The organism is Mycobacterium sp. UM_Kg1, assembly GCF_000972925.1.
GTDB classification, from domain to species: Bacteria; Actinomycetota; Actinomycetes; order Mycobacteriales; family Mycobacteriaceae; genus Mycobacterium; species Mycobacterium hiberniae.
On record NZ_JRMK01000008.1, the window covers coordinates 1 to 12,977 of the forward strand.

Sequence of the window (12,977 nt, forward strand, 5' to 3'; positions counted from 1 at the left end):
CCGGGTGGTCAAACACCGCCGGTGCAGGATTCGCGCCGGCAGCCCAGGCCGCGCAACCGTTTCAGGGGCTGAAGGTCTTCGATCTCAGTACCTTCTGGGCCGGTGCGTACCTCACCTGCTACCTGGGCGCGTTCGGTGCCGATGTCGTCAAGGTCGAGTCGATCCAGCGGCCTGACGGACACCGCTACTCCGGCTCACTGCTACGCGACGGCGACGACTGGTACGAACGCGGCCCACTCTGGCAGGGTACGAACCTCAACAAGCGGGACATCACCCTGGACCTCTCGTCGGAAGCGGGGCGCGAACTCGCGCTGCGGATGGCCGCCGAGGCTGACGTGGTGGTGGAGAACTACTCGCCGCGGGTCGTTGAGCAGTTCGGTCTGGACTACGACTCTCTGGCGGCGGCGAACCCCGGGGTGATCATGGTGCGGATGCCCGGCTTCGGACTGGCCGGGCCGTGGCGCGACTACGTCGGTTGGGCATTGAACATCGAACAACTGTCCGGGATGTCGGCGTCGACGGGATACCCGGACGGTCCGCCGTGCAACCTGCAGGGCCCAGCCGATCCGATCGCGGGCGTCCACGCCGCGGTGGCGCTGCAGGCGGCGCTCGAACACCGGAGTCGGACCGGCGAAGGCCAACTCATCGAGGTGGCGCAGATCGAGGTCGGCGCCGCCGTGGCCGCCGAGCCCGTCATCGAGTACTCCCTGACCGGTCAGCTTCCCGAACGCGAGGGCAATCGCCACCGCGAGTACGTTCAGGGTGTCTATCCGACGGCGAGCGGCGACGACTGGATCGCGCTTTCGATACGCGATGACGCGGATTGGGCCGCGTTCGCCGAAGCTGCCGGGCAACCAGCCCTCGTCGACGATGCGCGATTCGCCACAGCTCAGGCGCGACGGACAAACCACGACGCCGTCGATGCCGTTGTCGCGAACTGGACCGGTGGTTGTGACCCCGATGCCGCGGTGGCGGAACTGAGCCGCCGCGGGGTACCCGCCGAACGGGTGCTGACACCCGACCGTATGTATGACGTCGAGCAGCTGGATGCCCGGGGGTTCTACCAGGAGCTGCGCCATCCGATCACCGGCGACCATCGCTATCCCGGCTGGCCCTTTCAGATATCACCGGGACCCCGCCTGCACCACCGCTCGGCTCCGCCCACCCTCGGCCAGCACAATGCCGAGGTGCTGTCGGAGCTGGGCCTGACCGCCCAGCAGATCGATGCGCTGCGCGCCGGCGAGGTGATCGGGGAGCGTCTTCGGGAACGCTAGCGCCGGCGGACGAGAGTGCATCAGAAGTCGACGACACGTTCGGCGCACGATGTGAGAATCGTCATTTACAGTATTTGAAAGGTCCACTTCACTGTCGCGGAGGGGCGGTCGATGGCCATGACCAACGGTCGGGGGAGCCTACTGCGCGCAGGCGTGGGGCTTGCCACCGTCGTTGCCATCGGGTCGGTCATTTGGTTTGCCGCTCAACTGTTCAACGGGGCCCTGTTCGACCATTCGGTACCGGTCACCGTCATCGCCGACCGTGCCGGGCTGATGATGAACCCGGCGGCAAAGGTCAAGATGCGCGACGTCGAGGTCGGCAGGGTCGCCTCGATCAGGGAAGGCGATGACGGCAGTGCGGTCATTCGTCTGGCCATCGATCCGGCCAGCCTCAAACTCATTCCGGCCAACGTGTCGGTCGACATTTCGGCGACTACGGTTTTCGGGTCCAAGTATGTGCAGCTGACACCCCCGCGGACCGCGGCCGTGGGCACCTTGCGAGCCGGTGAGGTCCTCGCCGCCGACCGGGTCACCGTGGAGGTCAACACCGTCTTCCAGCAGCTCAACGAGGTGGTCTCGGCGGTGCAACCCGAAAAGCTGAACACCGTGGTCACCACGCTGGCCGCCGGCTTGGGCGGTCGCGGACAACAGCTGGGTGACACCATCGCCGACGCCGACGGACTGCTGGACCGGCTGCGACCAAGCCTGCCCAGCCTTCGCCACGACCTGGCCGCGACACCGGCAGTGGTGAGCACGTTTGCTGATGTGACACCCGATCTGATGACAACACTGCGGAATTCGAGTCGGCTCAGTGCCCTGGTGGTCGATCAGCAGGCGAATCTGGAGCGCTCCCTGGTCAGCCTGGTCGGCTTGGCCGACGCCGGCAACGATGTCATCGGCGGTAACCGGGGCGCCCTGTCCGATACCCTGCGTCTGCTGGTGCCGACCACCGATCTGCTGAACCGTTACAACCCGGCCCTGTACTGCCTGCTGAGCGGCCTGATCCCGTTGGTCAAGGCCCCGCCGCTGCGCCTGCCCGGCGCGGAGGTCAGCACCGGGTTCACGTGGGGAGTCGAACGCTACCGCTACCCACAGGATCTGCCGAAGGTGGCGGCCACCGGTGGACCGCAGTGCGTGGGGCTACCCGTTCAGTTCGAGAAGCGCACGCCCTACGTGGTTGCCGATACCGGCGCCAACCCGTACCGCTACGGCAACCCCGGCATCGTGCTCAATGCCGATGGACTCAAGCAGGCGCTGTTCGGGCCGACCGACGGCCCTCCGCGCAACAGCATGCAGATCGGCCATCCGGGATGAACGGTGCGGTAAGGACGCTCGTCAAGTTCGGTGCGTTCGCTGTGGTCATGTTCCTGGTGACGGTCGCTCTGGTGGTGGTGTTCAGCGAGTACCGTGGCGGCCGGGCCAACGCCTATTCCGCGATATTCGCCGACACCTCGGGGTTGAAGTCCGGTGATTCGGTACGCGCGGCGGGTCTGCGAGTGGGCACTGTGACCGGGGTTTCTCTCAAGCCGGACAAGACCGTGGTGGTCGAGTTCGACGCGGAACCGTCGGTCGTCCTGACCGTCGGAAGCCGGGTGGCCGTGCGCTACCTGAACCTGGTGGGCGACCGCTACCTGGAGTTGGTCGATGCGCCCGGTTCCACCGCTGTCCTTCCGGCGGGCAGTCGCATACCGATCGACCAGACGGCGCCGGCTCTGGATCTCGATGTGCTGCTGGGGGGCCTCAAACCGGTGATCCAGGGGCTCAATCCGGCAGACGTCAACACGCTCACGGCGTCTCTCGTGCAGATCATGCAGGGGCAGGGACCCACGATGGAGTCGCTGTTCTCCAAGACGTCGTCGTTCACCAACGCTTTGGCGGACAACCAGCAGGTGCTCGAGCAGTTGATCGACAACCTCAACACAGCGATGGCCTCGATGTCACGCGACGGTGAGCATTTCGCCGGCGCCGTTCGGCGGCTGGATCGACTGGTCGGCGAACTGGCACAGGAACGCGAGCCGATCGGCGCCGCGATCGATGCGCTGAGCGCCGGAACCACGTCACTTGCACACCTGCTCACGCAGGCACGGCCCCCGCTGACCGCGACGATCGCTGAGCTGGGACGGCTGGCCCCCAACCTCGAGGGCGGCAACGACGACCTGGAAGCCGCCCTGATCAAGGCACCCGACAACTATCGCAAACTCGCCCGGATCGGGGCATACGGCAGTTTCCTGAACTACTACCTGTGCGGCATCCAGATCCGGGTGAGCGATCTGCAGGGGCGAACCGCGGTGTTCCCGTGGATCAAACAGGAAACCGGAAGGTGTGCCGAGGCGCCATGATCAGATACCGCGGTGCACATCTGGCGCGGGGCGGCATCCTCGGGTCCGTCGTCATCCTGCTGGTCATTGCGGTGGGCATGCGACCGGAACTCTTTGCCGAATGGGCCACCGCTGCTCGCTACCAGGCGGAATTCGTCGAGGCGGGAGGACTCAGCGTCGGCAACAAGGTGACGGTTTCGGGAATCAAGGTCGGATCGGTCACCGAGGTCTCCCTGGTGCGTGGCCGGGCGATGGTGGACTTCACCGTCGAGCGCAAGGTCGTGCTGGGATCGGAGACCACCGCCCACATCCGAACCGGGACCCTGCTCGGTGAGCGAATCCTCACGCTCGAGTCCGCCGGCCCCGGGGTGCTCGCTCCCCGGGCGGTGATTCCGGCCGCGCGGACGGCATCACCTTACGCACTGTCGGAAGCCGTCGGCGAACTGACGGCCAACACCGCCGGAACCAGCCTCGACACTCTGAACCAATCACTGGACGCGCTTGCCGACACCATCAACGAGATCGCTCCCCAACTCGGTCCCACGTTCGACGGACTGACCCGCCTGTCGAAATCGCTCAACAGTCGCAATCAGCAGGTGAGCGCCCTGTTGGACTCCACCCGGAAGGTCGTCGCGACCCTCGCCGACAACAGCCGCCAGGTCAACCAACTGATCCTCAACTCCAACGATCTCCTGGCGGTCCTGGTGCCGCGGCGGCAGGCCATCGTCGGTCTGCTTCATGCGACCTCCGCGCTGTCCCGGGAGCTGTCGGCGCTGATTGCCGACAACGAGCAGGAGCTGGCACCGATGCTGGCGAAGCTGAACTCCGTAACGGCGGTGCTGGAAAGGAATCGGGACAATCTGGCCGAGGCTCTTCCCGGTCTCACCAAATACCTGTCCACCCTTAGCGAGATCGTCTCCAACGGACCGTATTACACCGCGTACGTGCCGAACCTGATCCCGGGACAGTTCACCCAGGCATTCCTGGACTACATGTTCGGGTTCCGCAGGGGTGTCAACGCCGGCCAGCCTCCCGACAACGCCGGGCCCCGCGCGGAGCTACCCCTGCCGTACAACGGAATTCCGGAACGGCCGTGATGACACCGAAAAACATGCCACAAAGAATGGTTGCGGCAGCGGCGATGATTCTGGTCGCGGTGCTGCTCGCCGGGGCCGGCTTGGTCATCCGCGGGACCGTATTCACACCCAAGACGTTCAGCGCGGCGTTCACCAAGGCCACCGGCATCTACCCGGGAGACCAGGTGCGGGTGGCCGGCGTGAAGGTCGGCTTGATCAAGTCCATCCAGGCCGAGGGCGATCGGGTGGTGCTCACCTTCACGGTCGCCCGTGACGTACCGGTTCCCGCGCAAGCATCGGCGATCATCGTGGCCCCGAACCTGATCTCCGCGCGGTACGTGCAGCTGACTCCGGCCTATGTGGACAGTGGGCCCACCCTGCCCGACGGGGCGGTTATTCCGCTGGAGCGCACAGGCATTCCCGTGGAATGGGATGAGGTCAAGGAGCAGCTCAACAGGCTGGCCACCGAACTCGGCGCCGGCGACGGCGTCACGGGCACATCGCTGTCTCGGTTGGTCGACAGCACGGCCGCCGCTTTTGCCGGCAACGGTGACAAGTTCAGGGAGACGCTGCGTCAGCTGGCGGGGACGGGCCGTATCCTCGCCGAAGGCAGCGGTGACCTGGTCGAGACGATCAAGAATCTCGCCACCTTCATCGGCGCCCTGCGCGACAGCAACACCCAGATCGTGCAGTTCCAGGATCGACTGGCAACGCTGACCAGCGTCATCGACGGCAGCAGATCCGACCTTGATGCGGCGTTGGCCGACGTCTCCGGGATCGTCGAAGATGTGCGACGTTTCGTCAGCGGCACGCGTACCGGTGCCGGCGAGCAGATCCAGCGACTGGCCACTGTCACCCAAGTGCTCGTCGACGGGCAGCGGAACCTCGAGCAGCTCCTCCATGTCAGTCCGACCGCGATCGCCAACACGCTCAACTTCTTCGATCCCCGGGACGGCGGGATCGTGGGCACCTTCGCGTTCGCCAACTTCGCCAATCCGCTGAAGTTCATCTGCGGGGCGATCGGTGCGATAGAGAACGTCACAGCGACGGAGTCGGCGAAGCTGTGCGCTCAATACCTCGGACCGGCGCTGAACGCCATGGACTTCAACTATCTGCCCTTCGGCGTCAACCCCTTCTTGGCCGCGGTGCCGCCGGCGCAGGACTACATCTACAGCGATCCCGAACTGGCCCCGGGTGGATCCGGTCCACCCCCGGGACCGCCGGAGACCCCACCTGCGGTGTCGGCCTACACCGGCGCCAACAACGATGTCCCCCCGCCGGCGGGGTACGTTCCGCTGCCGCCCGGTCCGAGCAGTCTGCCCGAGCTGCTGCTGCCTGGACAGCCCAACGACGAGGGCGCGGGCCGATGAGGGCAGCGCAGATCATCAATCGGGTGACCGCTCTGGCCTGCTGCGTAGCGGTGGCGACGGTCGGCTGCGGATTCCGGGGGATCAACTCCCTGCCCCTGCCCGGTACTGTCGGCACCGGGCCGACGGCGCTGCTCTATCACCTTCAGGTCGCCAACATCGGCACTCTGGAAGCCAATTCGCCGGTCATGGTCGAGAACGTGGTGGTAGGCAGTGTTCGCCAGATGCGGTTCAACGACTGGCATGTCGATGTCGACGTGACGGTACGTCCGGGGACCCGGGTGCCCGCCAATGCCGTTGCCACCGTGGGTCAGACAAGCCTGCTCGGTTCGATGCATGTGGCCCTGGACCCGCCGCTGGGATCGGCTCCGGTGGGAGTCCTGGAACCCAACTCGACGATTCCGCTGTCGGCGACCTCGTCCTACCCCTCCACCGAGCGGACACTCGCATCGCTGTCGGCGCTGGTCAACGGGGGCGGCCTCGGGCAGATCGGCGACATCGTGCACGGCGTCAACACCGCACTGTCGGGACGTGAACCCCAAGTCAGAGAACTGTTGGGACGGCTGGAGGAATTCGTCGACCTGTTCGATCAGCAGCGCGGTGATGTCATCGAATCCCTCAAGGCACTTGATCGGCTGTCCGGACAGCTGGCTACCCAGCGCGAAGTGATGTCGTCGGCCCTGCGCAGTCTTCCGGCGGCCCTGGACGTGCTGATACAACAGCGTCCCACGTTCACCTCGGCGCTGGAGAAGTTGAGCCGGCTGGGGGATACGGCACGCACTCTGGTCGACGCATCTCAAGCAGATCTGGTCGCGGATCTGGAGAAGCTCGCACCGACACTGAAGGCCCTCGCCGATGTCGGACCTGAGATCGCCGCCGTACTCGGCTATCTGCCCACCGCCCCGTTCAGCCAGAACATCGTCGACCGCGGAGTTCGAGGCGATTACATGAATCTGTTCGTCATCCTCGATTTCACGACGGCGCGGCTGAAGCGAACTCTGCTGGCCGGCACGCGCTTCGAAGACCAGAACGCGCAACTCGTACCGGCGCCCGGCGACATCGGCTACGACGCGTATTACACCCGCAATCCCCTGGGCGCCCCCATCTCCCCGCCGCCGGCCACCTGGGAGGAGGCGCTGAAGATTGCGCCACCACCACAACCGGGCGGTGGTGGCTGATGTACCCCCGCCTGGTGCGAGTCCAATTGATCATCTTTGTCATTGCCTCGATCATCGGTGTCGCGGTCATGGCCTTCGGCTATCTGCGACTGCCGGTCCTGCTTGGGATGGGACGCATCACCGTCACCCTCGAACTCCCCTCCGGCGGAGGGCTTTACCAATTCGGCAATGTGACATATCGGGGAGTGCAGGTCGGGGTCGTCGTGGACGTCGCACTGACCCCGTCCGGAGCCGAAGCCACACTCTCGCTGGAAACCAGCCCGCGGATACCTGCCGATCTGATTGCGGAGGTGCACAGCCTGTCGGCCGTGGGCGAGCAGTACGTTGATCTGTTGCCGCGCGGGTCGGGGCCACCATATCTGGAGAACGGCTCCGTGATCTCGATGCGCAACAGTACAGTCCCGCAGCCCGTTGGCCCCCTCCTCGACAACGCCAGTGCTCTTCTGAAGAGCCTGCCCAAGGACAAGATCGCCGCGTTGCTCGACGAGTCGGCCAAGGGGCTCGCCGATGCCGGTTACGACATCGGATCGCTGATCGATTCGGCGGCCGGTATCTCGCGTGCCTCCCACAGCGTGACAGAGCAGATCCTGTCACTCATCGAGGACAGCGCGCCACTGCTGGACGGCGCGGCGCAGTCGGCCGACGCAACCAGAGTCTGGGCACGCGCAATGGCCGGTGTCACCGATCAGGTCGTCGCCGACGAACCGCATGTGCGCACTCTGCTCACGCAGGGGCCGGCCGCACTTGACGAGGTCTCGCGGCTGCTGGAGGACGTCAAACCCACGTTGCCGGTGTTATTGGCCAACCTGACCAGCCTCGGCCAGGTCGCAGTCACCTACAACCCTTCGTTGGAACAACTCTTGGTGCTTGTTCCGCCGTTTTTCGGGGGAATGGGCGCGTTGTCGCACATCGCGAACGCGACGGGATATCCGCTGGGCGACTTCCGGGTGGGGCTCAATGATCCGCCGCCGTGCACGGTGGGCTTCCTGCCGCCGTCGCAATGGCGCTCGCCGGCCGACACGACCACCATCGATACGCCGGACGGGTTGTACTGCAAGCTGCCGCAGGATTCGCCGATTCTGGTTCGGGGCCTGCGTAATCTGCCGTGTATGGCGCACCCCGGTAAGCGTGCCCCGACCGTGGAGATATGTGACAGCGACAGACCGTTCCAACCCATCGCTATGCGCCAGCACGCCCTGGGCCCGTATCCGCTCGACCCCAATCTGCTCGCCCAGGGCATCCCGGCTGACAGCCGGGTCGACGAGGGGGACCGACTTTACGTGCCCATCGAGCCAACTCCACTGCCGCCGGATGTGCGTCCCAGCTCGGCGCACACCACCGCCGATGACGGTCCCCGGATCGCCGTGGCCACCTATGATCCGCAGTCAGGTCGCTACCTGGGTCCCGATGGTGTCGTCCGCAGCCAAGCGGATCTGAAAGTGTCCACCGCCCAACAGAGTTGGCGGGACCTTGTGCTACGAGACGGATGAACTATGCGTGGAATGATCCTGACAACGGCCGCGCTGGCGGGGCTGATGGCGATGGGCCCGCCGGCGCATGCCGACCCGAACAAGTACGCAGTCAACGGACGGTTCACGGTGATCTCGGACGGACAGTGGGCCAAGACGAATGACCGGTACGCCGACGAGTTGACCGTGACGAGCACCTGGACGATCACAACGAGTTGCACCACGGTACTCGTGTGCTCCGGCCGGGTGAGCAGTGATCAGGGCTGGACGGCGGACGTGAGCTACACCAAGCCGATGTGGTACGTGACACGCCGCATTGAGAACTGGATGACCTGCCCGGACGGTACGTCGGTCGATGGACAGCAGACGTTCAAGTTCTTCGTCGACCAGTACGCCTTGCCGTTTCTCCGCGGCTGGGACAACACCGTCGGCCCCAGCGGAGCGTGCGGAGTCAACAAGGTGCTCAATATCGAGATGCCGTTGAAGCTGATCCCGTTGGATTAGTCGACCATCAACGCGATGGTGTCCACCACGCACGCGGGCCGGTCGGCCCCGTCCACCTCCACCGACACCCGCACTGTGGCCTTGGCGCCCTTCTTGTCCCGCTCCACCCCGATGAGTTCCGCGCCGCCCCGGATACGTGAGTCAACCGGTACCGGGGCGGGAAACCGGAGCTTGTCCACGCCGTAATTCATCTGCATCGACAGCCCCGTCACCTGGTAGATCTGCTTGACCAAGATCGGGATCAGCGCCAGGGTCAGGTAACCGTGGGCGATGGTGCGCCCGTAGGGCCCGGAGGCGGCACGCTCGGGATCGACGTGTATCCACTGGTGGTCACCGGTGGCGGCGGCGAACAGGTCGATCTGCTCCTGCGTGATGGTGTGCCAGCCGCTGTAGCCGAGGTGCTCCCCGACCCGGGCTTGCAGCTCGGCCACGCCCTGGTAGATCGTCGGCTCAGGCGGAGACTGGGTCACACCGCAACCTTGTCCAGTCGCAGCTGTTTGAGCGCGTTGCCGCCCATGATCTTCGCCTTGGCGGTGTCGGACAGGCCCTGCAGCCGATCGACGAAGCTCAAGGGCTCGCCGATGCCCTCCGGGTGCGGATAGTCAGAGCCGAACATCACGTGGTCTTCACCCATGATTTCCACGATGCCCTCGATGTCGTCTTCCAGGAACGGGTGAATATAGATGTTGCGCTTGAACACCTCCACCGGATGCTCGTCGAACTCCTTGGGCATCACGCGGTAGGCCTTCTCCAACTGGCGGAGCAGATTGCGCACCCACCCACTGCCGTTCTCCACCACCAGGACCCGGAGATCGGGGAAGCGAGACAGCGCGCCGTGGCAGATCAGCGCCGCCAGCGTGTCCTCGATGGCGCGGAACCCCATCACCACCTCGCGCAGGGCGCTGGTCTTGAAGGACAGGTACTCGTCGCCGCCCTCCCATTCCATCAGGTGCTTCTGATATCCGCTGTCGGAGGCGTGCAGCGTCACCGGCATATCTGCCGTGACGACCTCCTCCCAGAACGGGTCGAACTCGGGCAGGCCCATCGAACGCGAACCCCCGAACCGACTGGGCACCGGGGCGGGCCGCACCAGGAACGTCTTCATGCCGCGCTCGCGGCCGTAGTGGAACTCCCGAATGGCTTCCTCAACGATGGGCAGGCAGATCACCGGGGTCGCAAAGATCCGATCCTGATAGTTGAAGGTCCAGTGCTCGTACATCCATTCGTTGAGCGCGTGGATGATCGCATGGGTCAAGACGACGTCGTCGGTGGTGCGCTCCTCGATGAGGCTCGCCAGGGTCGGATACATCACGCACTGATCGATGCCCAATTCGTCCATCAACTCGAGGCGCGGGGCCGGGTACTGATAGGCGGGGATCACATCCATCGGCTCGCCGATGAACTCCCGGAAGTTGAGCCCCTCCGGGTTGTTGCCGAGGAAGTAGTCTTCGGCGCTGCCGGGGCGGGCCACCCGCGCGAACGTCGGGTTGGGGATCATGTGGCTGATGTGGTCCTTGACCACCAGCTTGGGGCGTCCGTTCACCTCGACATAGCCGACCTTGCCTCTGTGCTCCCGGGGCAGGTACTTGAGCAGAGCATCCTCTGTTTCGTACATGTGGTTGTCGATGTCGAATACCGGGTAGGGAAGCGAGCGGGCAGGCATGAGGCTGAATCCTCCTCGGACCGGTGATAATTATCATTTACACTAAGCGGAAACGACGTTATCACTCCGGCGGCCCAACATCCACATCCTTGCCGAATCAGCCCTATGACCAGGCCGCTATGACGTCTTCGGTGGAGGTCACGGTAGCCAGCAGCGACAAGGTGTTGTCGATCACCGACTCGGCGTATTCACTGGGGTAGCCCGCGACCGCGTCGCGGGGGAGGACGAACTGATAGCTTCGATTCACGGCGTCCATCACGAAGTTGGTTATCGCCACGTTCACCGAAACGCCCACGCCGACAATCGTTGTGATGCCCATGTTCCGTAACACGGAGTCGAGGTCGGTGCCCGTCATGGGGCTGAGCCCGTGGGTGCGGGTGAGCACCAGATCGGACTCGTGTGGGCCGAGCCCGGGCAGCGGTGACGCCCCGGCGCTGCCGGGGGTCAGGTCCGCGCCGAAGGAGCTGCCGGCCGCGAACAACCGGGCATTCGAATTGGATCCGCGACCGTCGGGCCGGCGCTGGATCAGGCAATGTACGACGACGACGCCCGCTGCGCGGGCCGCCGGCAGCAGCTTGGTGATGTTCGGGATGGCCTCTCGCTCCGCTTCCCGAGCCAGCATCGGCAGTCCGGCCTGGGGGCCGATCACACCGCCTTGGCACTCCTGGGTGACGAGGGCGGTGGTGTTCGGTGAGACGAGGTCACGAAGGTTCGGTCGCGGCATGAGAACACACGTTATCGTCTGAGCCAGGGCGTTTTCTAGAGGAGAGTCGATGTACCAGTGGGAGCTGTTGATCCGGGAGTCGGTGCGGCAGACATTGGCTGATTACACAGCGGCCACGGATCGTTTCGATCTGCATGCTCTCGCGGCGTGTTTCGCACGCGAGGGCGTACTGGAGTTCACCGGCGCAGACGAGCCGCTTGTTGGGCCCCCGGCGATCGAGGCCGGCCTGGCCGCAGCGATGAGCTCGCGCGATGCGGCGCGCAGGACCCCGACATTTGTGCGACATCACGTATCCAGCATCAGATTCGGATTGGTCAGCGCCGAGCGGGCCGAGGTGAGCAGCTACTTCGCCGTGCACACCGACATCGGGCTGGACCACTGGGGCCGGTACCGCGACGTATTGGTGCCCGAGAACGGCGTTTGGTTGTTCGCCCAGCGCCGGATCTCGGTGGACGCCTTCGCCGCGAACAGTCTGATGGCGGTGTGACCAGGCATTCACGCGCGGATGAATTCCTTGGCGAAGGTCTGTGCACGCTCGACGTATTCGTCGCGGTCATCGCCGGAGGGTGCGACGGTCAGCCACGTGACGCCGGCGGCGGCCAGACGGCCGATCAACGCGTGCCGTTCATCGGCAGACCGGTCTTCGTCCAGCATGTTTCCAGCCGAGAAGCAGATGTCCAGGGGGGCGCTACGGCCGACCTCGGCGGCGTAACCCCTGGCCCAGGCGATCGCCGATTCCAGTTCCTCCACGGTGGAGATCTCGGCGGTGCGAGACGCGGTGGCATAGCCGAAGGTGTTGAACGGCGCCCACCCCTGGCCCCGGTTGATCGCACGCCGAACCGCAGGCTTGCTGTTGCCGCCGATCCACACCGGTGGCCGGGTCGCCTCCGGGCGTAGCCGGACCCCGCGGGCGGCGAACGACGTCCCGGCGTAAGCGACATCTGCGCCGCTGAATATCTTGTCCAGCACGTCCAGTGCCTCGTCGAGCAGTGCGCCGCGTCGTTCGAAGTCCGCACCGAGGGCGAGGAATTCCGGCTTCAGATAGCCGGCGGCCGTCCCGAGGATGAGTCGGCCGCCGGACAGGACCTGGAGGCTGTGAATAGATTTGGCGCCGAGGAACGGGTTGCGGTACCCGGCGATGTACACATTGGTGAGCAGCCGAAGCTCTTCCGTCGTGGCCGCCGCGAACGACAGGGCGGCGAACGGGTCCAGTGCGTGGTGGCCGCCGTGGTCGAGCCACTTGGCGTCCGGGGCGGGGTGGTCGGTGACGTGCAGGGCCGCATACCCCGCCGCTTCGGCAGCCCGGGCGATGTCGGCGATGGCCGAGGCGGTGACGAACTCATCGGTGCGATCGACGCGCTGGGTCGGCAGCTCCAGCGAATAGGAAATCGTCAAGGGTGTCCT

13 protein-coding genes are annotated in these 12,977 nt (G+C 65.3%); 9 read left to right on the forward strand and 4 right to left on the reverse strand.

Annotated elements, in window-relative coordinates; genetic code table 11:
- The 8 genes from LI92_RS02440 to LI92_RS02475 form a co-directional block, all read left to right on the forward strand.
- On the forward strand, nt 1-1,274 hold a 1,274-nt coding region (locus LI92_RS02440; RefSeq protein WP_046315538.1), incomplete at its 5' end, for a CaiB/BaiF CoA transferase family protein.
- A gap of 111 nt (nt 1,275-1,385) precedes the next feature.
- Nucleotides 1,386-2,588 (forward strand): MCE family protein, encoded by a 1,203-nt coding sequence (locus LI92_RS02445; protein ID WP_192829962.1) that lies wholly within the window; start codon nt 1,386-1,388, stop codon nt 2,586-2,588.
- Complete coding sequence (locus tag LI92_RS02450) at nt 2,585-3,613, forward strand: MCE family protein (protein ID WP_046315542.1); 1,029 nt, start codon at nt 2,585-2,587, stop codon at nt 3,611-3,613. Before LI92_RS02445 ends, LI92_RS02450 begins: the two co-directional genes overlap by 4 nt.
- Entirely contained in the window at nt 3,610-4,689 is a 1,080-nt protein-coding gene (locus tag LI92_RS02455; RefSeq protein WP_046315544.1) for an MCE family protein, read from the forward strand. Before LI92_RS02450 ends, LI92_RS02455 begins: the two co-directional genes overlap by 4 nt.
- Nucleotides 4,690-4,703: 14 nt before the next feature.
- On the forward strand, nt 4,704-6,038 hold the full coding sequence (locus LI92_RS02460) for an MCE family protein (protein WP_286134810.1): 1,335 nt from the start codon (nt 4,704-4,706) through the stop codon (nt 6,036-6,038).
- On the forward strand, nt 6,035-7,213 hold the full coding sequence (locus LI92_RS02465; RefSeq protein ID WP_046315547.1) for an MCE family protein: 1,179 nt from the start codon (nt 6,035-6,037) through the stop codon (nt 7,211-7,213). The genes LI92_RS02460 and LI92_RS02465 overlap by 4 nt, the downstream gene beginning before the upstream one ends.
- Entirely contained in the window at nt 7,213-8,703 is a 1,491-nt protein-coding gene (locus LI92_RS02470) for an MCE family protein (RefSeq protein WP_046315549.1), read from the forward strand. Before LI92_RS02465 ends, LI92_RS02470 begins: the two co-directional genes overlap by 1 nt.
- Before the next feature lie 12 nt (nt 8,704-8,715).
- The gene (locus LI92_RS02475; RefSeq protein WP_286134811.1) at nt 8,716-9,186 is read left to right on the forward strand and encodes an Rv2253/PknI dimerization domain-containing protein; all 471 of its coding nucleotides are present in this window, start codon (nt 8,716-8,718) and stop codon (nt 9,184-9,186) included.
- Here the strand turns inward: LI92_RS02475 and LI92_RS02480 are convergent.
- From LI92_RS02480 to LI92_RS02490, 3 genes are all read right to left on the reverse strand, one after another.
- Nucleotides 9,183-9,656, reverse strand: a complete 474-nt coding sequence (locus LI92_RS02480) for a MaoC family dehydratase (RefSeq protein ID WP_046315552.1) — start codon at nt 9,654-9,656, stop codon at nt 9,183-9,185. The two genes, LI92_RS02475 and LI92_RS02480, sit on opposite strands and share 4 nt — an antisense overlap.
- On the reverse strand, nt 9,653-10,849 hold the full coding sequence (locus tag LI92_RS02485; RefSeq protein WP_046315554.1) for an amidohydrolase family protein: 1,197 nt from the start codon (nt 10,847-10,849) through the stop codon (nt 9,653-9,655). The genes LI92_RS02480 and LI92_RS02485 overlap by 4 nt, the downstream gene beginning before the upstream one ends.
- A gap of 103 nt (nt 10,850-10,952) precedes the next feature.
- Complete coding sequence (locus LI92_RS02490; protein ID WP_046315555.1) at nt 10,953-11,573, reverse strand: cysteine hydrolase family protein; 621 nt, start codon at nt 11,571-11,573, stop codon at nt 10,953-10,955.
- A 49-nt stretch (nt 11,574-11,622) separates the two neighbouring features.
- On the opposite strand from LI92_RS02490, the gene LI92_RS02495 reads away from it, so the two are divergent.
- Complete coding sequence (locus tag LI92_RS02495) at nt 11,623-12,060, forward strand: nuclear transport factor 2 family protein (RefSeq protein WP_046315557.1); 438 nt, start codon at nt 11,623-11,625, stop codon at nt 12,058-12,060.
- A gap of 8 nt (nt 12,061-12,068) precedes the next feature.
- Here the strand turns inward: LI92_RS02495 and LI92_RS02500 are convergent, their stop codons facing one another.
- Complete coding sequence (locus LI92_RS02500; protein ID WP_046315559.1) at nt 12,069-12,968, reverse strand: TIGR03619 family F420-dependent LLM class oxidoreductase; 900 nt, start codon at nt 12,966-12,968, stop codon at nt 12,069-12,071.
- Nucleotides 12,969-12,977: the final 9 nt, after the last annotated feature.

Excerpts from the sequence above, each read along its gene's own strand:
- LI92_RS02445 (WP_192829962.1), top strand. The coding sequence starts at position 1,386 with ATGGCCATGACCAACGGTCGGGGGAGCCTACTGCGCGCAGGCGTGGGG.
- LI92_RS02450 (WP_046315542.1), top strand. The coding sequence starts at position 2,585 with ATGAACGGTGCGGTAAGGACGCTCGTCAAGTTCGGTGCGTTCGCTGTG.
- LI92_RS02455 (WP_046315544.1), top strand. The coding sequence starts at position 3,610 with ATGATCAGATACCGCGGTGCACATCTGGCGCGGGGCGGCATCCTCGGG.
- LI92_RS02460 (WP_286134810.1), top strand. The coding sequence starts at position 4,704 with ATGCCACAAAGAATGGTTGCGGCAGCGGCGATGATTCTGGTCGCGGTG.
- LI92_RS02465 (WP_046315547.1), top strand. The coding sequence starts at position 6,035 with ATGAGGGCAGCGCAGATCATCAATCGGGTGACCGCTCTGGCCTGCTGC.
- LI92_RS02470 (WP_046315549.1), top strand. The coding sequence starts at position 7,213 with ATGTACCCCCGCCTGGTGCGAGTCCAATTGATCATCTTTGTCATTGCC.
- LI92_RS02475 (WP_286134811.1), top strand. The coding sequence starts at position 8,716 with ATGATCCTGACAACGGCCGCGCTGGCGGGGCTGATGGCGATGGGCCCG.
- LI92_RS02485 (WP_046315554.1), bottom strand. The coding sequence starts at position 10,849 with ATGCCTGCCCGCTCGCTTCCCTACCCGGTATTCGACATCGACAACCAC.
- LI92_RS02490 (WP_046315555.1), bottom strand. The coding sequence starts at position 11,573 with ATGCCGCGACCGAACCTTCGTGACCTCGTCTCACCGAACACCACCGCC.
- LI92_RS02495 (WP_046315557.1), top strand. The coding sequence starts at position 11,623 with ATGTACCAGTGGGAGCTGTTGATCCGGGAGTCGGTGCGGCAGACATTG.